21 protein-coding genes are annotated in these 21930 nt (G+C 74.3%); 14 read left to right on the top strand and 7 right to left on the bottom strand.

What is annotated here, in order from left to right:
* Positions 1-91 precede the first annotated feature (91 nt).
* The gene (locus tag ACOTKD_RS21870) at positions 92-373 is read right to left on the bottom strand and encodes an HPr family phosphocarrier protein (RefSeq protein WP_030368624.1); all 282 of its coding nucleotides are present in this window, start codon (positions 371-373) and stop codon (positions 92-94) included.
* A gap of 107 nt (positions 374-480) precedes the next feature.
* On the opposite strand from ACOTKD_RS21870, the gene ACOTKD_RS21865 reads away from it, so the two are divergent.
* The 4 genes from ACOTKD_RS21865 (at position 481) to ACOTKD_RS21850 (ending at position 6464) form a co-directional block, all read left to right on the top strand.
* On the top strand, positions 481-3291 hold the full coding sequence (locus ACOTKD_RS21865) for a GNAT family N-acetyltransferase (RefSeq protein WP_424890678.1): 2811 nt from the start codon (positions 481-483) through the stop codon (positions 3289-3291).
* Positions 3292-3929: 638 nt separating this feature from the next.
* Positions 3930-4517, top strand: coding sequence for a DUF5998 family protein (locus ACOTKD_RS21860; RefSeq protein WP_424890677.1), 588 nt, complete (start codon positions 3930-3932; stop codon positions 4515-4517).
* Positions 4517-5710, top strand: coding sequence for an alkaline phosphatase family protein (locus ACOTKD_RS21855; RefSeq protein ID WP_424890676.1), 1194 nt, complete (start codon positions 4517-4519; stop codon positions 5708-5710). Before ACOTKD_RS21860 ends, ACOTKD_RS21855 begins: the two co-directional genes overlap by 1 nt.
* A 64-nt stretch (positions 5711-5774) precedes the next feature.
* Positions 5775-6464, top strand: a complete 690-nt coding sequence (locus ACOTKD_RS21850) for a thymidine kinase (RefSeq protein ID WP_424890675.1) — start codon at positions 5775-5777, stop codon at positions 6462-6464.
* Here ACOTKD_RS21850 and ACOTKD_RS21845 read toward each other — a convergent pair.
* Positions 6439-7233 carry a VOC family protein gene (locus tag ACOTKD_RS21845; RefSeq protein ID WP_424890674.1) on the bottom strand — a complete coding sequence of 265 codons (795 nt, stop codon included), beginning with the start codon at positions 7231-7233 and terminating at the stop codon, positions 6439-6441. The genes ACOTKD_RS21850 and ACOTKD_RS21845 overlap by 26 nt on opposite strands.
* Before the next feature lie 292 nt (positions 7234-7525).
* Here ACOTKD_RS21845 and ACOTKD_RS21840 point away from each other — a divergent pair, with 292 nt between their 5' ends.
* Positions 7526-8362 carry a sulfurtransferase gene (locus tag ACOTKD_RS21840; protein WP_424890673.1) on the top strand — a complete coding sequence of 279 codons (837 nt, stop codon included), beginning with the start codon at positions 7526-7528 and terminating at the stop codon, positions 8360-8362.
* 527 nt (positions 8363-8889) lie between these two features.
* Here ACOTKD_RS21840 and sepH read toward each other — a convergent pair.
* Complete coding sequence (sepH, locus tag ACOTKD_RS21835; RefSeq protein ID WP_424890672.1) at positions 8890-9969, bottom strand: septation protein SepH; 1080 nt, start codon at positions 9967-9969, stop codon at positions 8890-8892.
* Between the two features lie 348 nt (positions 9970-10317).
* Between sepH and ACOTKD_RS21830 the strand changes: the two genes are divergently transcribed.
* Positions 10318-11379 carry a hypothetical protein gene (locus tag ACOTKD_RS21830; RefSeq protein ID WP_424890671.1) on the top strand — a complete coding sequence of 354 codons (1062 nt, stop codon included), beginning with the start codon at positions 10318-10320 and terminating at the stop codon, positions 11377-11379.
* Positions 11380-11508: 129 nt separating this feature from the next.
* On the opposite strand, the gene ACOTKD_RS21825 is transcribed toward ACOTKD_RS21830, so the two are convergent.
* Positions 11509-12873, bottom strand: coding sequence for a D-arabinono-1,4-lactone oxidase (locus ACOTKD_RS21825; protein ID WP_424890670.1), 1365 nt, complete (start codon positions 12871-12873; stop codon positions 11509-11511).
* Positions 12815-14104, bottom strand: coding sequence for an MFS transporter (locus tag ACOTKD_RS21820; protein ID WP_424890669.1), 1290 nt, complete (start codon positions 14102-14104; stop codon positions 12815-12817). The genes ACOTKD_RS21825 and ACOTKD_RS21820 overlap by 59 nt, the downstream gene beginning before the upstream one ends.
* 142 nt (positions 14105-14246) lie before the next feature.
* Between ACOTKD_RS21820 and ACOTKD_RS21815 the strand changes: the two genes are divergently transcribed.
* Complete coding sequence (locus tag ACOTKD_RS21815) at positions 14247-15374, top strand: ferrochelatase (RefSeq protein WP_424890668.1); 1128 nt, start codon at positions 14247-14249, stop codon at positions 15372-15374.
* A 67-nt stretch (positions 15375-15441) separates the two neighbouring features.
* On the top strand, positions 15442-16242 hold the full coding sequence (locus ACOTKD_RS21810) for an inositol monophosphatase family protein (protein ID WP_424890667.1): 801 nt from the start codon (positions 15442-15444) through the stop codon (positions 16240-16242).
* 91 nt (positions 16243-16333) lie between these two features.
* Here the strand turns inward: ACOTKD_RS21810 and ACOTKD_RS21805 are convergent, their stop codons facing one another.
* Entirely contained in the window at positions 16334-16501 is a 168-nt protein-coding gene (locus ACOTKD_RS21805; protein ID WP_189382548.1) for a hypothetical protein, read from the bottom strand.
* Positions 16502-16860: 359 nt separating this feature from the next.
* Between ACOTKD_RS21805 and ACOTKD_RS21800 the strand changes: the two genes are divergently transcribed.
* The 4 genes from ACOTKD_RS21800 to ACOTKD_RS21785 all read left to right on the top strand — a co-directional run bounded on the left by ACOTKD_RS21800 (position 16861) and on the right by ACOTKD_RS21785 (position 20298).
* Complete coding sequence (locus tag ACOTKD_RS21800; protein WP_030368611.1) at positions 16861-17514, top strand: response regulator transcription factor; 654 nt, start codon at positions 16861-16863, stop codon at positions 17512-17514.
* Between the two features lie 5 nt (positions 17515-17519).
* A complete protein-coding gene (locus tag ACOTKD_RS21795; RefSeq protein WP_424890666.1) occupies positions 17520-18779 on the top strand; it encodes a sensor histidine kinase in 1260 nt (419 codons plus the stop codon).
* 398 nt (positions 18780-19177) lie between these two features.
* Positions 19178-19474 (top strand): DUF4193 domain-containing protein, encoded by a 297-nt coding sequence (locus ACOTKD_RS21790; RefSeq protein WP_030366107.1) that lies wholly within the window; start codon positions 19178-19180, stop codon positions 19472-19474.
* A gap of 14 nt (positions 19475-19488) precedes the next feature.
* A complete protein-coding gene (locus tag ACOTKD_RS21785) occupies positions 19489-20298 on the top strand; it encodes a hypothetical protein (RefSeq protein ID WP_424890665.1) in 810 nt (269 codons plus the stop codon).
* 43 nt (positions 20299-20341) lie between these two features.
* Here the strand turns inward: ACOTKD_RS21785 and ACOTKD_RS21780 are convergent, their stop codons facing one another.
* The gene (locus ACOTKD_RS21780; protein WP_030366105.1) at positions 20342-20788 is read right to left on the bottom strand and encodes a DUF3093 domain-containing protein; all 447 of its coding nucleotides are present in this window, start codon (positions 20786-20788) and stop codon (positions 20342-20344) included.
* A 59-nt stretch (positions 20789-20847) separates the two neighbouring features.
* Between ACOTKD_RS21780 and ACOTKD_RS21775 the strand changes: the two genes are divergently transcribed.
* Positions 20848-21432: a PaaI family thioesterase gene (locus ACOTKD_RS21775; protein ID WP_424890664.1), complete on the top strand. Its 585-nt coding sequence runs from the start codon at positions 20848-20850 to the stop codon at positions 21430-21432.
* Positions 21429-21929 carry a dUTP diphosphatase gene (gene dut / locus ACOTKD_RS21770; protein ID WP_058042151.1) on the top strand — a complete coding sequence of 167 codons (501 nt, stop codon included), beginning with the start codon at positions 21429-21431 and terminating at the stop codon, positions 21927-21929. The genes ACOTKD_RS21775 and dut overlap by 4 nt, the downstream gene beginning before the upstream one ends.
* Position 21930: the final 1 nt, after the last annotated feature.

The following is a 21930-nucleotide window of genomic DNA, read 5'->3' as shown; positions in this document are numbered from 1 at the left end:
GGGCCGCCCCCCCCCGGGCGCCCCCCCCCCGCGCCGCGCGGCGCCCCCCCCCCCCCCCCCCCCCCCCCCCGCCGCGTGGGGTTCCGTCGAATCAGACGGTCTCCGGGAGCTCCTCGAGACCCTCGGCGACCAGCTTCGCCAGGCGGTCCAGAGCGGCCTCGGCACCCTCGGCGTCGCTCGCCAGGACGATCTCCTCGCCACCCTGGGCGCCCAGGCCCAGCACGGCCAGCATGGAGCCGGCGTTGACCGGGGTGCCGTCGGCCTTGGCGATCGTCATGGGGACGCCGGCGGCGGTCGCCGCACGGACGAAGATCGACGCGGGACGGGCGTGCAGGCCCTCGGCCCAGCCGACGGTGACGCGGCGCTCAGCCATGGTGTTGCCCTTCAGGTCGTAGGGGTTGTCTAGACCAGTGTCGCACGGTGCCGGGAGTGCTCCGGCGCCGCGCCCTCGTTGTCGGTGCCCGGCCTTACTCTGGCCCCATGCAGACGACGCCGGCGCAGCCCGGGCACGAGCACGCGTACCCCGCCCACTGGGAAGCCGACGTCGTCCTGCGCGACGGCGGCACCGCCCACCTGCGCCCCATCACGCCGGACGACGCGCAGCGGCTGGTGAGCTTCTACGAGCAGGTGTCGGACGAGTCGAAGTACTACCGCTTCTTCGCCCCGTACCCCCGCCTCTCCGACCGGGACGTGCACCGCTTCACCCATCACGACTACGTGGACCGGGTCGGCCTCGCCGCCACCGTCGGCGGCGACTTCATCGCCACCGTCCGCTACGACCGCGTCGACGGCCGCGGCATGCCGGCCTCCGGGCCCGCCGAGGAGGCCGAGGTCGCCTTCCTCGTGCAGGACGCCCACCAGGGCCGCGGCGTCGCCTCCGCCCTCCTGGAGCACATCGCGGCCGTGGCCCGGGAGCGCGGCATCCGGCGCTTCACCGCGGAGGTGCTGCCCGCCAACACCAAGATGATCAAGGTGTTCACGGACGCGGGCTACACCCAGAAGCGCAGCTTCGAGGACGGCGTCGTCCGCCTCCAGCTGGACCTGGAGCCCACCGACCGCTCCCTCGCCGTCCAGCGGGCCCGCGAGCAGCGCGCCGAGGCCCGTTCGGTCCAGCGGCTGATCGCGCCCGGCTCCGTCGCCGTCATCGGCACCGGCCGGGCGTCCGGCGGCATGGGGCGCACCGTCCTGCGCAACCTCCTCGCCGGCGGCTTCACCGGGCGGGTGCACGCGGTCAACCACGCCTTCCCCGAGGACGCCGCCCGGCTCGAACCCGAGGGCGTGCCCGCCCACCGCTCCGTCCTCGGCATCCCCGAGCCCGTCGACCTCGCCGTCGTCGCCGTCCCCGCCGAGCAGGTGCCGTCCGTCGTCGCCGAGTGCGGCGAGCACGGCGTCCAGGGGCTCGTCGTCCTCTCCGCCGGGTACGGCGAGAGCGGCGCCGACGGGCGCCACCGGCAGCGCGAGCTGGTGCGCCAGGCCCGCTCGTACGGGATGCGCATCATCGGGCCCAACGCCTTCGGGCTCATCAACACCGCCGCCGGCGTCCGCCTGAACGCCTCCCTGTCGCCCGAGCTGCCCGCAGCCGGTCGCATAGGACTCTTCAGCCAGTCCGGGGCGATCGGCATCGCCCTGCTGTCCGGGCTGCACCGGCGCGCCGCCGGGCTCGTCGGCATCTCCTCCTTCGTCTCCGCCGGCAACCGCGCGGACGTCTCCGGCAACGACTTCCTGCAGTACTGGCACGACGACCCCGACACCGACCTCGTGCTCATGTACCTGGAGTCCATCGGCAACCCCCGCAAGTTCACGCGGCTCGCGCGGCGCACCGCCGCCCGCAAGCCGGTCGTCGTCGTCAAGGGCGCCCGGCACGGCGGTGCCGCGCCCACCGGGCACGCCGTGCCGAGCACCCGGATCCCCGACGCCACCGTCTCCGACCTGCTCCGGCAGGCCGGCGTCATCCGCGTCGACACGGTCACCGAGCTCGCCGACACGGGGCTGCTCCTCGCCTCCCAGCCGCTGCCCGCGGGCCCGCGCGTCGCCATCCTCGGCAACTCCGAGTCCCTCGCCCTGCTCACCTACGACGCCTGCCTCACGGACGGGCTGCGGCCCCAGCCGCCGTACGACCTGACCACCGGCGCCCAGCCCGCCGACTTCCGCCGGGCGCTGGCCGGAGCCCTCGCGGACGAGGAGTGCGACGCCGTCGTCGTCACCGCCATCCCATGGGTCGGGGACGCCTCCGCGGCGGACCTCGCCGGGGCGCTCCGGGAGGCCGTCGCGGCCTCGCCCGCCGCGAAGCCGGTCACCGTCGTGCACCTGGAGATCCCCGGGCTCGCGGAGGCCCTCGCGGAGCCGCCGGGCGTGGGCGTGGGCGTGGGCGCGGGTGCGGGCGCCGGGGGAGCGGCGGTGCGGATCCCCGCCTACCCCGCCGCCGAGCGGGCCGTGCGGGCCCTCGCCGAGGCCGCGCGGTACGCACGCTGGCGGCGGCTGGCGGCCGAGCCGGGGCGGGTGCCGGAGTACGACGACATCGACGAGGCGGGCGCCGCCGCGGACATCGAGGTCCTCCTGGAGGCCCACGGGGCCGTCCTGGCGCCGCCGCCCGAGGGGCCCCGCGCGGTCACCCTCTCCGCGCCCGACACGCAGCGGCTCCTCGCCCGGTACGGGATCGCCGTCCTGCCCGCCCTGCCGGCGCCCGACCCCGACTGCGCGGTCCGTGCGGCCGGGCGGCTCGGCTTCCCCGTCACCCTCAAGCCCACGGCCCCGCACCTGCGCCACCGCGCCGACCTCGGAGGCGTCCGGCTCGACCTCGGCGGCGAGCCGGAACTGCGCCGCGCGTACGCCGAGTTGACCGAGCTCCTCGGCAAGCCCGAGGAGACCCGGCTCGTCGTCCAGTCCATGGCGCCGCGCGGGGTCGACACCGTCGTCCGGGCGGCGATCGATCCGGCGGCGGGCGCGGTCCTGTCCTTCGGGCTCGCGGGGGCGCCGTCGCTGCTGCTCGGCGACACCGCGCACCGGCTCGTGCCCGTGACCGACCGGGACGCCGCCGAGCAGATCCGCTCGATCCGCACCGCGCCGCTGCTGTTCGGCTGGCGCGGAGCGACGCCGGTGGACACGCGGGCGCTGGAGGAGCTCCTGCTACGGGTCTCCCGGCTGGTCGACGACCACCCCGAGGTCGTCGGCGCGGACCTGGAGCCGGTGATCGTCGCGCCCCACGGCGTCCACGTCCTCGGCGCCACGATCCGCCTCGCGCCGGCCCCGGCACGCACGGACCTGGGGCCTCGCAGCCTGCCGGTGGTCTGACAGCAACAGACCACCGGGTTGCACCCGGTGTGCGGGTGCTCGGCACCGCCGGGGTTTCCCGCCGTGGCGGCGGGAGGGGCCCCGTCTGCGGTGGCCCCGGCGCTCGTGCCCGCCCGCGGTGGTGTTCAGCGATGACGGTGCGGTTGCTCGGCCCGGTCGGGGTTGGTTCGGCGCCGCCGGTCTGCGTCGTGGGGGTTTCTCGCCGTGGCGGCGGGAGTAATGGGGCGTGCCCGGTCCGCAGAGGCCCCGGCGCCCATCTCCGCCGCGGCGGTGCCCGGCCACGATGGCGCGGTCCGGCGGTGCCGTTCCACCTCCGGTGTGGTTGCTGGGTGCCCCGCTTGCGGTTGGTTCGGCGCCGCCGGTCCGCGCCGTGGGGGTTTCTCGCCGTGGCGGCGGAGGGCGACGCGGGGCGGGCCCTGTCTGTAGAGGTCCGGCGTTCGTCCCCGCCGCGGTGGTGCTCAGCCACGACGGCGCGGTCCGGCGGTGCCGTCCCTCAGCGGGAGACGCAGGGCTCTCAGATGACCGGCTCGGGCGGAACGGGGGGCTCCGTGTGATGCCTGTCCCATCGGGGGGCGGCGGCCGGGGCCGGGGCGGGCGCATCGGGCGGCCGGGGCCCGTGGGCCCCTTAGGATGGGCTTATGGCGAAGACCGGTACGACGACCCAAGGGCTGCGCGCGGCGATCGAGCGCAGCGGCTACTACCCGGCCCTCGTGGCCGAGGCGGTGGAGGCCGCAGTGGGCGGGGAGCCGGTCGTGTCGTACCTGGTGCACCAGGAGACGACGTTCGACTCCAACGAGGTGCGCCGCCACGTCACGGTCCTCGTCCTCACCGGCACCCGCTTCATCGTCAGTCACACCGACGAGCAGGCCGCCGACGGCACGTCGCCGTCCCCGTACGCCACCACCTCCACGGAGTCCGTGAAGCTGGAGCGGATCTCCTCGGTCGTGCTGAGCCGCGTCGTCGCCAACCCCGAGTCGTACACGCCGGGCACCCTGCCCCGCGAGGTCGTGCTGAACATCGGCTGGGGCGCGGTGTCCCGGATCGACCTGGAGCCCGCGGCCTGCGGCGACCCCAACTGCGACGCCGACCACGGCTACACCGGCTCCTCCACGGCCGACGACCTGAGCCTGCGCGTCAGCGAGGCCGGCGACGGCCCGGACACCGTCCGCCAGACCCTGGCCTTCGCCCAGGCGCTCTCCGAAGCCACAGCGGCGACCGCCCGCTGATGTCCCATCCGATGACGGCGGGCTCCGCCTGGCACGAGCCCGCCCCTCTCGACCCCCGCACGGCCCCGCTGCCCCGCTACGGCACGGGCTCGCTGGCCGACCTGCTGCCGGCCGCCGTGGCGGGCATGGGGGTCCCGGGCTTCTCCACGGGCCTGGAGCTCACCCCGGCCGACCGCGTGTGCGTGTTCCTGATCGACGGCCTCGGCTGGGAGCTGCTGCGCGCCCACCCCGCCGAGGCGCCGTTCCTGCACGCGCTGACGACCGGCTCGAACCCGCTGACCGCGGGCTTCCCGTCCACCACGGCCACCTCCCTGGCCTCGGTGGGCACGGGCCTGCCGCCGGGCGCCCACGGCCTGCCCGGCTACACGGTGGCCGACCCGGCCACGGGGCAGCTGATGAACCAGCTGCGCTGGCGCCCCTGGACCGATCCGCACGCCTGGCAGCCGTACCCCACGGTCTTCCAGCTCGCGGACGCGGCGGGCGTGCACACGTGCCAGGTCTCCGCCCCGGACTTCCAGCACACCCCGCTGACGAAGATCGCGCTGAGCGGCGGCACCTTCCACGGCCGGCTCTCCGGCGAGGAGCGGATGGACTTCGCCGCCGACCGGCTCGGCGCCGCGGACCGCTCGCTCGTCTACACGTACTACAGCGACGTCGACGGCAAGGGGCACCGCTTCGGCGTCGACTCCGACGAGTGGCGCGGCCAGTTGATGTACGTCGACCGCCTCGCCCAGCGCCTCGCCGAGCAGCTGCCGCCCCGCTCCGCCCTGTACGTCACCGCCGACCACGGCATGATCGACATCCCGTTCGACCCGGAGTCGCGCATCGACTTCGACGAGGACTGGGAGCTCCGCGCGGGCGTCGCCCTGCTCGGCGGCGAGGCCCGCGCCCGCCACGTCTACGCGGTGCCCGGCGCCGCCGCCGACGTCCTCGCCGTGTGGCGGGAGGTGCTGGGCGAGCAGATGTGGATCGCGAGCCGCGACGAGGCGATCGAGGCCGGCTGGTTCGGCCGGCCCGGCGAGGGCGTCGACGACCGCGTCTACGGCCGGATCGGCGACGTGGTCGCCGCCGCCCGCGACGACATCGCGATCGTCGCCACGGAGACCGAGCCGAACGAATCCGCGATGGTGGGGCTGCACGGCTCCATGACGCCCGTGGAGCAGCTCGTGCCGCTCCTCGAAGTGCGACCCTGAACGCACGTACGCAGCACCGCATCCCCCCACAACGCCCCGACCTATGAAAGGCATTGGCTTCCCCATGCCCGAGCTGGTGTTCTTCTCCGGAACGATGGACTGCGGAAAGAGCACCCTCGCTCTGCAGATCGAGCACAACCGCTCGGCCCGCGGCCTGCAAGGGATGATCTACACCCGCAACGACCGCGCCGGCACGGGCAAGCTGTCCTCGCGGCTCGGCCTGGTCACCGACTCCGTCGAGGCGGGCGAGGGGTTCGACTTCTACGCGCACATCGTCGCCCACCTCTCCGCGGGTGGTCGCGCCGACTACGTCATAGCCGACGAGGCGCAGTTCCTCGACCCCGGCCAGGTCGACCAGCTCGCCAGGATCGTCGACGACCTCGAACTCGACGTCTTCGCCTTCGGCATCACCACCGACTTCCGCACCAAGCTCTTCCCCGGCTCCCAGCGCCTGGTCGAACTCGCCGACCGCATCGAGGTGCTGCAGGTCGAGGCGCTGTGCTGGTGCGGCGCGCGGGCCACGCACAATGCCCGCACGGTGGGCGGGCAGATGGTCGTCGAGGGCGCGCAGGTGGTCGTCGGCGACGTCAACCAGCCCGAGACCGTGGTCGGTTACGAGGTGCTGTGCCGGCGCCACCACCGCCGCAGGCTGACGGCCGCCGCGGCCCGCGCCGCGGCGCTCTCGCCCGACGTGCTGCCCGTGGACCCCGACTCCGCGGGCGCCCCGGTCAGCGGACTGTCCGCAGCAGAGTGAAGACCGCCCCCTCCGGGTCGGCGACCGTGGCCACCCGCCCGGCCGGCCCCTCGTGCGGCGGCCGCAGCACCTGACCCCCCAGCTCCACCACCCGCAGCGCCGCGGCGTCGGTGTCCGCGACCTCGAAGTACGTCATCCAGTGCGGGCCCTGCAGGCGGGGCCCGGCCCCGCGGATCGCCGCGACCGGCCGGTCGCCGAGCTGCAGCGTCAGGTAGTCGCTGGTCTCCGCGTCGGCCGGCTTGACGTCGTACCCGAACAGGGACCGGTAGAAGCCGACGACGGCGGACGCCCGGCGGGTCACCAGCTCGTGCCACGCGGGCGTGCCCGGCACGCCCGTCAGCTGCGCGCCGGTCAGCTCCTGCCCCTGCCACACGCCGAACGGCGCCCCCTCCGGGTCGCTGGCGAGCACCAGCCGCCCCGCGTCCTCCGCGGACAGCGGGCCCACCCCGACCGTGCCGCCGAGACAGCGGATCCACTCCGCGGCCTCGTCCGCGTCGTCGCTGGCGAGGTACGTGGTCCAGGCGGTCGCCAGCCGCACGCCCGGCGTGAGCTCCCCGAGGCCGGCCACGTCCCGCCCGTCGACCGTGGCGCGGACGTAGGGCCCCAGCTGACGCGGTCCGGGGCTGTAGAAGGCCCAGCCGAACAGACCGCCGTAGAAGTCCTGGATCGACTCCAGGTCGTGCGCCAGGAGACTCGTCCAGCACGGGGTGCCCGGCGCGCGCCGGCCCTCACGTGCTCCTGGCCGGGGGGAGCCCCAAACCTCGGTCATGTCACTCTCTCCTCGGACCATCGTGGTGGCCGCGCGTCCCGCGCCGGGCCGCGGCGCGCGGGGGTGGTACGGGACGGGGCACGACCAGATGGTTGCACCACCGGCCGTCACGCGCCCCCCGGCCGCGCCGGGATTCCCGGGTTCCCGCAGGAGAATGCCCGCAATCGCGGGGCAGTACCGTTCCGGCGCCCGCGCGGGCCGCGGCGGGCAGGCGCGCCCAGTATCGATCAGGTGTGCGCGGCCTCGCCAGAGGCCCGTTGACCGCACGTCCGACTACGTCAGGATGGGGTCCATGAATGCCATCATCAGCGCAGTCGAACTCATGGACGCCTCGGCGAGCGGGCAGCCGCCGGTCCTGCTGGACGTCCGCTACCAGCTCGGGGGACCGCCCGGGCGGCCGGAGTACGAGGCGGGGCACATCCCCGGCGCGGTCTACGTCGACCTGGAGGGCGAGCTCGCCGGGCCCGCGGGGAAGGAGGGCCGGCACCCGCTGCCGGACGTCGCGGCCTTCGGCGCGGCGATGCGCGCGGCCGGCGTCGGCTCCGGCGGCGACGTCGTCGTCTACGACGGGGGCCAGGGCTGGGCGGCCGCGCGGGCGTGGTGGATGCTGCGCTGGGCCGGGCACCCGTCCGTACGGGTCCTCGACGGCGGGCTCGCCGCCTGGCGGGCGCAGGGCGGGCCGGTCACGGACGAGCGGACGGCCGTCCGCGAGGGCGACTTCGTCCCGGCGCCGGGGGCGCTGCCGCTGCTCGACGCGGACGGCGCGGCGGCGCTGGCCCGCCGCGGGCTGCTGCTGGACGCCCGGGCGGGGGAGCGGTACCGGGGCGAGGTGGAGCCGATCGACGCCGTCGCGGGCCACATTCCGGGCGCGGTCTCCGCTCCCACCACGGAGAACGTGGCCGCGGACGGGCGGCTGCGCCCCGCCGCCGAACTGGCGGCCCGCTTCGCCGCGCTGGGGGCCGTGGAGGGCACCGAGGTGGGCGTCTACTGCGGCTCGGGCGTCTCCGCGGCGCAGGAGCTGCTGGCGCTGGCCGTGGCGGGCGTTCCGGCGGCGCTGTACGTCGGCTCGTGGAGCGAGTGGTCGTCCGATCCGTCGCGTCCTGTCGCCACGGGGCCTCAGCCGGGCTGACCCGTCGGCCCGGCGGCCCGGCGCGTGATCCCGCACCAGAGGTACGACGGCACCGCCGGGCACGGCCACTGTGGCTGAGCGCCGCTGCGGCGGGGAGGGGGTGCCGGGCGTCGACACCCGGCCGGACAGTCGACCGGCGGTGCCGAGCTGACGGTGCGTGCGGTCTGCCGACCGGTCCGGTGCGTGATTCCGTGCCGGGGGCGGGTCGGCGCCGTCGGGCGGGGCTGTCGTGGCTGAGCGCCGCTGCGGCGGGGAGAGGGCGCCGGGCGCCGTCATCCGCTTTGTGCCGTGGCTCCGAGGGCCTGCCGCTGTAGGCGACGTCGTGGGAGGGTGCCGCTGCGGCGGAGAAGGGGTGCCGGGCGGCCGCGTCTTCTTCCGCCGCGACGGTGGGAAACCCCCGCGGCGCGGTCCGGCGGTGCCGAGCCGGCCGGGCGTACGGTCTTGCGGCCGGGCTCCGGGCCGGGCGCGCTGCCGTCGGTGCCCCCGGGCGGGGCCGGGGGCCTGGCGGGGAGTTGCTGCCGTAGCGTTTACTCCTGTTTCTTGCGGCGGGTGCCGAAGACGATCTCGTCCCAGCTGGGGACCGCCGCGCGCCGGCCCGGCCGGACCCCGTCCGCCTCGGCCTGACGGTCCGTCGTGCCGATCAGCCGGTCGCGGTGGCCGGCCACGGACCGCGGCATGAGGACGTCCGCGTACGCGGCACCCGCACTCGCGGCCGGTGCCGGCGGCTCGACGGCCTCCGGCACCTCGGACGGTTCGTCAGCGGCCTGCGCGGACGAGGCCGTTTCGGGCACGACCATGTCACCGCGGAAACTGGGGACCGCTTCGAGCAGGCTCGTCAGCGAATCCCGCTCTTTGCCGGGCTCCTCTGCGGGCTCGGCCTCCGGCTCCGGCGGGTCCGGCGGGCCGGAGGACGCCTGCTGCCGGTCCAGCGACCGGTCGAGGGGCCGGTCCCGGGGCAGCCGCGCGATCCGGGGCACGAACGGGAAGCTCGGCTCGGGCGTGTCGTCGGTCTCGCCGATGAGCGCGCGGGCCTCGTCGTCCATCGCTTGAACGATCCGCCTCGGCGGGTCGTAGGACCAGCTCGCCGCATGGGGCTCACCTGCCGCCCGGTAGACGAGCAGGACCTCCCACGTGCCGTCGTCCCGGCGCCAGGAGTCCCACTGCGCGGTGTCCTTCTCGGCCCCGCGCAGCATGAGCCGCTCGGCCACCGTCTCGCCGAGGAGCGGACCGGTGTTCTCGCCGGGGCGGCGCACGGCCGTCTTGCGGGCGCGCTCGGCCATGAACGCGCGCTCGGCCAGCACCGGGCCCTCGAACCTGCGCACCCGCTCGACGGGGATCCCCGCGAGCTGCGCCACTTCCTCCGCGGAGGCTCCCGCACGTATCCGCGCCTGGATGTCGCGGGGGCGGAGATGGCTCTCCACCTCGATCTCGATCTGCCCCAGGCGAGCACGGTCGTTGCGCACGGCGGCGCGCAGCCGTTCGTCGATGGGAAGGGTGTACTCCGTGCTGTCCGCAGCCTTGAGCACCAGCCGTGTGCCGTCGTTGGAGACGGCCACGACACGCAGTTCGGGCATGGGGACCTCCCGGGTGGTGCCTGCCGACGTCACGTGCGTCGCTGCTTCCGCTAGTCGAGTGTGGCCTGCCCGGGTGCAGCCTGCCACAACATTGCCGAGTTGACGGGGGTGAGAGCCGCTCGGGCCCCGCCCGTTGGGTCCGGGCAGCCGGACGGGACACCGGGGCCAGGGCTCGCCACAGTACTCCATTCGGGCCACTGGGGGTGGAATGGCGCGCCATCGAAGTTCACGCGGGAGAAGGGAGTTGATCGTACCTATCGGGCACGAAGCCGGTCGCACGGGTGTCGAGGTTCACACAATCGCCGGAATCGGAACTGTTCGTTACGCTCGAATGTCTCTTCTACCTGCAAGACGGACCCAAGGGCTACACAGAGGCAGGAGATGGACGACAAAGGCGAAAGTGAGGCAAAAGCGAAGAGCAAGCGTCTGGACCTGAGCCTCGCGCAGGTCGCCGGCAGCGCCCTCGCGGCGGTGATGGCCGCACTGCTCGCGGGCAAGCTCGGGGTGTACGGCACGGTCATCGGCGCCGGCGTCGTGAGCGTCGTGGCCACCTCCGGTGGCACGATCTTCCAGCACGTGTTCAAGCGGACCGGGGAGCAGCTCCGCGAGGCGACCGCGCAGTCGGCGAAACCGAGGATGCGCCAGGTGCCCGTGCAGGACGCGGGCCGGGCGGTCAGCCGTGCGGCTGTGGCCGCGGCCGCGCAGGGCGCCGGGCCCGCCAGCCGGGACGCCGCGGACGACGACGCGACCCGCGCGCTCCCCCAGGCCGACGCGACGCAGTTGCTGCCCGCCGCGGACGGCGACGCGGAGACACGGCTGGTGCACACGGTGCGGCAGACGCCGGAGTCCGGCAGCGCGCACGCGGGCGCGCATCCTGAGGCGCGCGCCGGCGAACACTCCTTTGCGTACGGCGACACGTACACCCCGGCCACGACCCACGGCACCCGCATGCGCGGCTGGAAGCGCCCCCTGATCGCGGCCGGCGCGGTCTTCGTGCTCGCCATGGGCACGGTCACCGCGGTCGAACTGGTCAAGGGTTCGAGCGCGGACGGCGGCGGCTCGACCACGGTCGGCCAGATCTTCGACGGCGGGAAGTCGCAGAAGAAGCAGGACCCGACGCCCGAGCGGAACCCGGGACCCGGCCGTTCCCACGACGGCGACAGCGGCGAGCGGCACCGGCCCGGCGGGGACACCGGCTCCACGCCAGACCCGGACGCGTCCCGCGGGGGTGGCGGCGATACGGGCAAGCAGTCGCCGGCCCCGTCGACGTCCCCGTCCTCGGGCGGCTCCACCCCGTCCACCAAGCCGGATCCCTCGCCGAATCCGTCCACGTCCCCGGACAGCGGCACGGGGGGCGACGGCAAGGGCGGCAGCACGAGCGGCCAGGGCACCACCGGTGGCCAGACGACGCCCAAGCCGGCGGCGGGGGGCACCGTCTCGTAGGCGCAGCCCCGTACGGCGGCCGGGCCCGGGTGCTTCCTCGGCTACGGGCCGTCTCCGGCTGGTCGCGCAGTTCCCCGCGCCCCTTACGGGGCGCGGGGCGGCCGCCGGCAGCCGCACCGGCCGCAGGCCCTACGCCCCCAGCACCCGCCGCAGATAGTCGTTGCCGAACACGCGCCGCGGGTCCAGCCGGTCCCGTACCGCGGTGAATTCCCCGAACCTCGGATACGCCGCCGCGAGGTGCCCCGCGTCGCGGCTGTGCAGCTTGCCCCAGTGGGGGCGTCCGCCGTGGGCCGTCATGATCTGCTCGGCGGCCCGGAAGTACGCCTGATAGGGGACGCCCCTGTACATGTGTACGGCGATGTAGGCGGTGTCCCGGCCGTAGGCCGTGGACAGGGGTATGTCGTCGCCCGGGGCCGTGCGGACCTCGACCGGGAAGGCCACGCGCAGCCGTGAGCGCTCGATCGCGGCCCGGAGCTCGCGCAGCGCCGGGATCGCGGCCTCCCGCGGCACCGCGTACTCCATCTCCAGGAAGCGGACCCGGCGCGGGCTGGTGAAGACCTTGTACGGGACGTCCGTGTAGGTGCGGGCGGAGAGGGCGCGGCCGGCGACGCGGGCGATGCCCGGTATGGCGGCGGGGACCGCGCTGCCCACGGCGCACAGGGCGCCGAAGAGGCCGTTCGACAGCAGCTCGTCCTCGACGAAGGCGCCGATCCGGCCGGGCGGGGCGGCGGGGCCCGCGCTGCGGTTGTTGCGCTTGGTGACGCAGCTGCTGGTGTGCGGGAACCAGTAGAACTCGAAGTGCTCGTTCTCGGCGACCAGCTGGTCGAACTCGGCCGTGACCCGGTCGAGCGGCATCGGCTCCTCGCGGGCCCGGAGCAGGAACTCCGGTTCGACGGCGAAGGTGAGGGCGGTGATCACGCCCAGCGCGCCGAGCCCGAGCCGGGCGGCGGCGAAGACCTCCGGGTTCTCGTCCGCGGAGCAGGACAGCACCGAGCCGTCCGCGGTGACCAGCTCCAGGCCGCGGACCTGGGCCGAGAGGGAGGCCGAGGCGCGGCCGGTGCCGTGGGTGCCGGTGCTGACGGCGCCGGAGACGGTCTGCTCCATGATGTCGCCCATGTTGGCCAGCGACAGGCCGTGCGCGGACAGCGTCTCGTTCAGCTGCCGCAGCGTGGTGCCGGCCCCCACCGTCACGGTGCCGGTCGCGCGGTCGATCGCGCGCAGGCCGGCCAGGCGCTCGGGGCGCAGCAGCAGGCCGTCGGTGGCGGCCGCGGCGGTGAAGGAGTGGCCGGTGCCGGCCGCCTTCACCTTGAGGCCGTCCGACGCGGCCCGGGCGACCGCCGCCGCGACCTCTCCCGCCGTCGCCGGGGCCACGGTGCGCGCGGGGCGGGCGGTGACGTTCCCCGCCCAGTTGCGCCACGCGGGCGATCCGGCCGCCCTAGGCGATGACGCCCTTGCTGTGCCCGTCCCGCTCTTCGTTCCGGTCGTCTCCGTCATACGCGTCAGACCCTCCCCTTGCCTGCGGCACAGGTGCCCCCGGCCGCTGCTCCGCCTGCGTGCGCAGCCGGCGGTAGCCCAGGAACGCGACCGCCGCCGCGATCGCCCCCGCCACCCCGGACACCGCGTACCCCGCTGCGGCGCCGTGGGCGTCGACCACCCAGCCGGCGGCCGACGACCCCAGCGCCACGCCGACCGCGAGCCCCGTGCTCGTCCAGGTCATGCCCTCGGTCAGCTGTGCGCGCGGCACGTGCTGTTCGACCAGGGCCATCGTCGTCACCATGGTCGGTGCGATCGACAGCCCCGAGACGAAGAGCGCCACGGCCAGGAACGGCAGGTTCCCGACCAGTTGGAGGGGGATCATACTCACGGCCATCGCACACACGCCCACGAGCCAGCGGCGGGCCATCTCCCCCTTGAGCGGCAGGAGTCCGAAAACCACCCCCGCCGCGCAGGAGCCCAGCGCGTACGTCGCGAGCACCAGGCTCGCCATGCTCTTGTGGCCCTGCTCCTCGGCGAAGGCGACGGTCACCACGTCGCAGGTGCCGAAGATCATGCCCGTCGCGACGAACGTGGCCACGAGGACCTGCAGGCCGCGCGAGCGCAGCGCCCCGCCGCGCGCCCGCTGCTCCTGCGGGTGCGGCTCGGGCTCGGTGCCGCGCTGCGCGGTCAGCCAGAACACCCCGACCGCCAGGAAGCAGGCGGCCAGCAGCGGACCCGCCTCGGGGAACCACTGCGTGCAGAGCCCGATCGACAGGATCGGGCCGAAGATGAAGCACACCTCGTCGACGACGGACTCGAAGGCGTACGCGGTGTGGAGCTGCGGGCTGCCGCCGTAGATGGCCGCCCAGCGGGCCCGCACCATGGAGCCCACGTTCGGCACGCACCCGGCGCACGCCGAGAAGAGGAACAGCGTCCAGTCCGGCCAGCGCTGCTGCGCGCTCAGCAGCAGCCCCGCGGCGGCGACCAGGGTCAGGAGGGTCGCCGGGCGCAGCACCCGGCGCTGCCCGTGCCGGTCGACGAGCCGGGATATCTGCGGCCCGAGCACGGCGGCCGAGATGGCCAGGGTCGCCGAGAGGGCGCCCGCCAGGCCGTAGCGACCGGTGATCTGGGAGACCATCGTGACCACGCCGATGCCGAACATGGACAGCGGCATCCGGCCCAGCAGGCCGGCGGCGGAGAAGGCCCTGGTGCCGGGGGCGGCGAAGATCGCGCGGTACGGACTGGACAACGACGGCTCCCAGGGAGGTCGGGGGCGGGACGGATCGAGGGTGCCGTAAGGGACGTAGGTGGCTGATACAGCTTACGTGGGCACGTTCGTGCGACGCACCGCCATTTCCTGCCTGTCCGTGACGAGTGGCAGGATCGGACCCATGTCGGATCAGCCAGCGCACGCCCCCTACGACGCCCTGCTGTTGCTCTCCTTCGGCGGCCCCGAGGGCCCGGACGACGTCGTCCCCTTCCTGGAGAACGTCACGCGCGGGCGCGGCATCCCCCGCGAGCGCCTCAAGGAGGTCGGGCGGCACTACTTCCTCTTCGGCGGCGTCAGCCCGATCAATGACCAGAACAGGGCGCTGCTCGGCGCCCTGCGCAAGGAGTTCGCCGAGCACGGCCTCGACCTCCCGGTCTACTGGGGCAACCGCAACTGGGCGCCGTACCTGACCGACACCCTGCGCGAGATCGCCGCCGACGGCCGGCGCCGCGTGCTCACCCTCGCCACCAGCGCCTACGCCTCGTACTCGGGCTGCCGCCAGTACCGGGAGAACCTGGCCGGCGCGCTCGCCGCCCTGGAGGCCGAGGGCGTCACCCCGCCCCGCGTCGACAAGCTGCGGCACTACTTCAACCACCCCGGCTTCGTCCGCCCCATGGCCGACGCCGTCCTCGCGGCCCTCGCCGGGCTGCCCGAGGCCGTCCGCGACGGCGCCCACCTCGCCTTCACCACCCACTCCATCCCCACGGCCGCCGCGGACACCTCCGGCCCGGCGGACGGCCACGGCGACGGCGGCGCCTACGTCGCCCAGCACCTCGACGTGGCGCGCACGATCGCGGAGGCGGTCCGCGAGGAGACCGGCCGGGAGCACCCCTGGCAGCTCGTCTACCAGTCCCGCAGCGGCGCCCCGCACATCCCCTGGCTCGAACCCGACATCTGCGACCACCTGGAGGCCGCCCACGCCGCCGGCGTCCCCGCCGTCGTGATGGTCCCCATCGGCTTCGTCTCGGACCACATGGAGGTCAAGTACGACCTCGACACCGAGGCCGCCGCCAAGGCCGCGGAGCTCGGCCTGCCGGTCGCCCGCGCGGCGACCGTCGGCGCCGACCCCCGCTTCGCCGCCGCCGTCCGCGAGCTCGTCCTGGAGCGTGCCGCGACCGAGCGCGGCGAGCACCCCGAGCGGTGCGCCCTGGGCGCCCTCGGCCCCTCGCACGACCTCTGCCCCGTCGGCTGCTGCCCGGCCAGGGCACCGCGCCCCGCCGCCGCCGGAGCCGACAGCCCGTACGCCTGACCCTTCCGCCCTGATCCCGGTCATTTCCGCTGATTCAGGCCCATTCCGTCCAAGGAGCACCAGCACCGTGAGCGACACTCTGAAGGCAGAACTCCTGGCCGTGGCCCTCGAGGCCGCCGACCGCGCCGGGGCGCTGCTCCGCGACGGGCGCCCGGCGGACCTGGGGGTCGCCGCGACGAAGACGAGCCCGATCGACGTCGTCACCGAGATGGACATCGCCGCCGAGAAGCTGATCACCGGCTTCCTCGCCGAGCGCCGCCCCGGCGACGGCCTGCTGGGGGAGGAGGGCGCCAGCAGCGAGGGCAGCACCGGCGTCCGCTGGGTCATCGACCCGGTCGACGGCACCGTGAACTACCTCTACGGCCTGCCGTCCTGGTGCGTGTCGATAGCGGCCGAGCTCGACGGCGAGGCCGTCGTCGGCGTCGTGGCCGCCCCGATGCGCGGCGAGACCTACCACGCCGTGCTCGGCGAGGGGGCGTACCTGGGCGAGCGGCGTCTGGCCGTACGGTCCGCGCCCGGCCTCGACCAGGCCCTGATCGGCACCGGCTTCGGCTACCTCGCCTCGCGCCGCGCCGCCCAGGCGGAGGTCCTGCGCTCCCTGCTGCCGCAGGTGCGCGACATCCGGCGCGGCGGGTCGGCCGCGATCGACCTGTGCGACGTGGCCTGCGGCCGGCTCGACGGCTACTACGAGCGCGGCCTCAACCCCTGGGACTACGCGGCGGGCGCGCTGATCGCCCGCGAGGCCGGGGCGCTGACGGGCGGCCGCCCGGGCGAGCCCGCCTCCACGGAGCTCACGGTGGCGGCCCCGCCCGCCCTCTTCGAGCAGCTGCAGGGGCGCCTGGAGGAGCTGGGGGCCTGGCAGGGCTGAGCACCGCCCCGGCGGCCCTCAGCGGCCCTCCTGCGGGCATGACGACGCCCCGGCCCCTCACGGGTGCCGGGGCGTCGCCGCCGGGTCCGGATCAGGCAGCGGAGACCTTGACGCCGTGCTCGGCGGCCAGGCGGTGGAGATCGTCCAGGGCGGACTGCTCCACCTCGGCCGTGTACTCGTCGCCCAGCCTGCGGGCCTGGTCCCGGTCGCTGCGGGTGGTCTCTATGCGCTGCAGAATGCCAGCGGTGAACGCGTCCATGGTGCTGCGCCCCCTCGTCGTGGGTCGATGGCACGGGGGTGTGCCGACGGCGAATCGATCGCGCCCCTGCCCTGGCGCGGGCGGGCGTGCCGTAGTGGCGTGCCGCCACTGGGCGTGATCGCGGGTGTGCAGACGTCTTCCCCAGCCCCGTCCGCGGGGAAACCTCCCGTCCGGAACCAATCCCCGACCGGACCGGAAACCGCTCGGGGCCGCCGCCCGGTAGCGATCCGGAACGACCGGCCGGCCAGTCGGCCCCGGCGCCCCTTACAGCCGGTTTACCGAGGTTCGAGGCAACATGGAGGCACCCACAGGGGTATCTCCAGCCTGCCCGCCCGGGCCCAAAGGGAAGGATCAACGCCGTGCGCGTACTCGTCGTCGAGGACGAGCAGCTGCTCGCCGATGCCGTCGCCACCGGACTGCGCCGGGAGGCCATGGCGGTCGACGTCGTGTACGACGGTGCCGCCGCCCTGGAACGCATCGCCGTCAACGACTACGACGTGATCGTCCTCGACCGCGACCTGCCCCTCGTCCACGGCGACGACGTGTGCCGCAAGGTCGTCGAGCTCGGCATCCCCACCCGCGTCCTGATGCTCACCGCCTCCGGCGACGTCAGCGACCGCGTGGAGGGCCTGGAGATCGGTGCCGACGACTACCTGCCCAAGCCCTTCGCCTTCAGCGAGCTCACCGCCCGCGTGCGGGCCCTCGGCCGCCGCACGACCGTGGCCCTGCCGCCCGTCCTGGAGCGCGCCGGCATCAAGCTCGACCCCAACCGCCGCGAGGTCTTCCGCGACGGCCGGGAGGTCCAGCTCGCCCCCAAGGAGTTCGCCGTCCTGGAGGTCCTCATGCGCAGCGAGGGCGCGGTCGTCTCGGCCGAGCAGCTCCTGGAGAAGGCCTGGGACGAGAACACCGACCCCTTCACCAACGTCGTCCGGGTCACCGTGATGACCCTGCGCCGCAAGCTCGGCGAGCCCCCGGTGATCGTCACCGTGCCGGGCTCCGGATACCGGATCTGACCCTGATGTCCCCCACCCCCACCCCCGCGCCCGCACCCCCCGCAGCGCCCCCCAAGCCCACCTGGGACCCGCGGCAGCCCGTCGTGCGGCCGTTCCCCTGGCTGCGCCCCACCATCCGGATACGGCTCACCCTGCTGTACGGCGGGATGTTCCTGATGGCGGGCGTGCTGCTGCTGACGATCATCTACCTGCTGGCCGCCCAGGCGCTGGAGCTCGGCAGCGAGCCGATCGTCCGGCTCCTCAACGGCAGCCAGGTCCAGGTGACCGGCGGCCGCTGCCCGGCCCTGGAGAACGTCAACCTCCCCGCGGACGAGGCGAACCGCATCCTCCGCAGCTGTACGGACCACCAGCGGGCGCTGGCCCTCGACGGCCTCCTCAAGCGCTCCCTGCTCGCCCTCCTCGGCCTCGCCGTGATCGCCTTCGCCTTCGGCTACGCCATGGCGGGCCGGGTCCTCTCGCCGCTGGGCAGGATGACGCGGACCGCCCGCCGGGTGGCCGCGACCGACCTCTCCCGGCGCATCGAACTGGGCGGTCCGGAGGACGAGTTGAAGGAGCTCTCCGACACCTTCGACGAGATGCTGGACCGGCTGGAGCGGGCCTTCACCGCGCAGCAGCGGTTCGTGGCCAACGCCTCGCACGAGCTGCGCACGCCGCTCGCGATCAACCGCACGCTGCTGGAGGTCACCCTCTCCGACCCCGGCGCGCCGCCGGAGCTCCAGCAGCTCGGCAAGACGCTGCTGGCCACGAACGAGCGCAGCGAGCAGCTGGTGGAGGGCCTGCTGCTGCTCGCCCGCAGCGACAACGAGATCGTCGACCGCAAGCCCGTGGACCTCGCCGAGGTGGCGTCCCGGGCGCTGGACCAGACGCGCTCGGAGGCCCAGGACAAGGGCGTGGAGCTGCGCGGCACGCGGCAGCCCGCGGTGGTCCAGGGCAACGGCGTGCTGCTGGAGCGGATCGCGCTGAACCTCGTGCAGAACGCCGTGCGCTACAACGCGCCGGACGGCTGGGTCGAGGTCACCACCGAGGCGCAGCCGGGCCAGGCCGTGCTGGTGGTGGAGAACACCGGTCCCGTGGTCCCGGCGTACGAGCTGGACAACATCTTCGAGCCGTTCCGCAGGCTCCGCACGGAGCGCACGGGCAGCGACAAGGGCGTCGGCCTGGGGCTCTCCATCGTGCGCTCGGTGGCCCGCGCGCACGGCGGGCGGATCACCGCGGAGCCGCGCGAAGGAGGCGGGTTGATCATGAGAGTGGTCCTGCCCACCTGAAAATTTCTGCGAGAATAGGGCGGCCGTAGGTTCGCTTTGGGCGGAATTTTCATGTTCCGCCCCTTGCTGTGGATGTGTGGAATCGCTCACACACGCAAACTTCCGGCCATCCACTCTCCGTGATCAATGGACTCGCCGGAACGCCGGAAAAATGGGGGTTTCTGCTGGTCCTGATCACGGGAAGTACACGTGATGGCGCATCTGCACGCGGCATCCGGACCGTGTACGGTCCGGTTCGCCATCCATCCCCATCACCTCTTCAGGTGTGCGGTTGGGTGTCGATTGAGTAACAGACCTTGATGTGAGGCAAAATCTCCGCCTCGGGTCGGGCACAAGTCCGGCCTCTCACGCGTTACGTGCGCTGGAGACACCGCAGACACCCAGAGGGGGAGAGCGACATGGCAACGGACTACGACACCCCACGCAAGACCGACGACGACGTCGACTCGGACAGCCTTGAAGAGCTCAAGGCCCGCCGGAACGACAAGTCGGCGTCGACCGTCGACGTGGACGACTTCGAGGCCGCCGAGGGCATGGAGCTGCCCGGCGCGGACCTCTCCAACGAGGAGCTGGCCGTCCGGGTCCTGCCCAAGCAGGCCGACGAGTTCACCTGCATGAGCTGCTTCCTCGTGCACCACCGCAGCCAGCTGGCTCGCGAGAAGAACGGCCAGCCGATCTGCCGCGACTGCGACTGAGGACCGGGTCTGCGATGGCAGGCTCGACCCCGCTGTGGAAGCGGCGCTCCGGACGGCCCGAGCTGACCACCGGGCCCGGCCGGGACGCCGCACGGCAGGACGCACCAGCCTCTGGTGACACGGCCGGCACTCAGGTCGAGCGGGGCCGCACGGCCTCGCTCGCCGCTGCGGTCGGCCGTGGCGCCGCCAAGGGCGGCCGGGGGGCGCGGGCGGGTCTCACCGCCCTTGCCGACCGGCTCATCGCGAACGCCCCGCGCATCCCCGTGCGCGACCTCGCGACGCTGCGGGCCCAGTTCCCGGGCCTCGGCCCGGAGGAGCTCGCCGACAAACTGGTGGCCGGCGCGGCCCACGCCACGTCCACCGTGGGCGCCGGAGTCGGCGCCGCGGCGATGCTGCCGGTGCCGCCCGCGATGCCCGCCGAGCTGGCGACCGAGATCGCCGGCGTGGCCGCCGTGGAGTTCAAGCTGATCGCCGAGCTCCACGAGGTGTACGGCCTGCGGGCCCCCGGCACCCTCCGCCAGCGCTCCCTGGCCTATCTGGCCGCCTGGGCCGACGAGCGCGGCATCGACGTCACGGCACCCACCACCGTCAACGCGGCCCTCGGCGGCCAGCTCAAGCGCGAACTGCGCCAGCAGATCCTCAAGCGCACGTTCCGCAATCTCCCCAACCTCGCGCCCTTCATGATCGGCGCGACCGTGGGTGCGGTGATGAACCGCCGCGACACCAGAAGGCTCGCGGCCAAGGTCCGCAAGGACCTGCGCGCCCGGCAGGTGCCGTGGGAAGCGCTCCCCGGGGGCCCGGAAGGCCCCCTCCCGCTCGCGTAGCGGCCTGTGGGCCGGGCCCGGCCGCCCGGCCCACAGGCCGCCGTCAGGAAGCCCGCACCGCCGTCAGCGCGGCGGCCAGCCGCTCGGGAGAGCGGGTGGAGAGGTAGGCGTAGGGCGTCGGGTCGGACGGATCGGTGATCTCGACCCGGAGCGCCGTGGGCACGTAGCCCCGCAGCAGCATGAAGGCCCGGGTGTCGGCCTTGTACGTGCGCCAGGCGCGGGCCTCCTCGGCGTCCAGCACCTCCGGCGTCCCCAGCGCCTCCAGCGGAATGCGGGCGTCGCCCGCGATCAGCGTGCCGCCCACCACGCGGATGCGCACCGAGCCGTAGGAGCTGACGGCGACCGCGGCGAGCGCGCCGCCGCCCACGAGACCGCCGAGCATCGGCACCGTTCCCAGGGGCAGCAGGATCAGCGCCATCGCCACCCCGGCCAGAAGCGCGATGAACCACCAGGAACGGGGCGCGGTGAGACGTTCTTCGTAAGCCTGCATGGGCCCAAGCTTGACACGAGCGGGACCGGGCCCGGCCCTCGCGGGTAAGGTCAGCCCCTGTGAGTGGACGAACGACAGCGCTGACGCCGCCGGAGGGGGCCGTGCCCCCGGTGCGGCACCCCGACGCGCCCGCGCCCGGCGAGACCATCGGGTCGCACTACGAGTACTGCTTCGGCTGCGGCCCCGGCGTGCCGCACGGGCTGCACGTCGAGGTGCGGGCCGGCGACGGGGTGTGCGTCTCCGCGGAGTTCCGGGTGAAGGACGCCCACCAGGGCGCCCCCGGCCTCGCTCACGGCGGGGTGCTGGCGACGGCGCTGGACGAGACGCTGAGCGCGCTGGGCTGGATGCTGCGCGTGATCGCGGTGACCGGCCGGCTGGAGACCGACTACCTGCTGCCCGTGCCGGTGGACACCGTGCTGCACCTGCGGGCCGAGGTGAAGGCCGTGCACGGCCGTAAGATCTACGCCGCGGCCACCGGCCGGATCGGCGGGCCCGAGGGCCCGGTCGCGCTCCGTGCCGAGGCGGTGTTCGTCGAGGTCAAGGTCGACCACTTCATCGAGCACGGCCGTCCCGCAGAGATCCAGGCCACGCTGGCCAACCCCGACCAGGTGAAGGTCGCGCGAGCTTTCGAGGTGAACCCGTGACGCGTCAACCCTTGGACGTCCTCATCCGCCGAGTGGACCCCGAGGTGCCCCTCCCCTCCTACGGCCACCCCGGCGACGCCGGCTGCGACCTCGTGACCACCGAGGCCGCCGAGCTGGCCCCGGGGGAGCGGATGGTGCTGCCGACGGGCGTCTCCATCGCGCTGCCGGACGGCTACGCCGCCTTCGTGCACCCGCGTTCGGGCCTCGCCGCCCGGTGCGGAGTCTCCATGGTGAATGCCCCAGGGACCATCGATGCCGGGTACCGTGGAGAGATCAAGGTGATTGTGGTCAATCTGGACCCGCGGGAGACCGTCAGGTTCGAGAGGTTCGACCGCATTGCCCAGTTGGTCGTCCAGCAGGTAGAGAAGGTCCGCTTCCACGAGGTGGCGGAGCTTCCGGGCTCGGCACGGGCCGAAGGGGGCTTCGGGTCCACCGGTGGCCACGCTGCCGTGGGGTATGGATTCGCTTCGGTCGCCAGCGACCGGGAAGGACAGTGAC

This window comes from Streptomyces sp. XH2 (genome assembly GCF_049725035.1).
GTDB classification, from domain to species: Bacteria; Actinomycetota; Actinomycetes; order Streptomycetales; family Streptomycetaceae; genus Streptomyces; species Streptomyces roseoverticillatus.
This window is presented reverse-complemented; position numbering and strand designations above follow the sequence as displayed.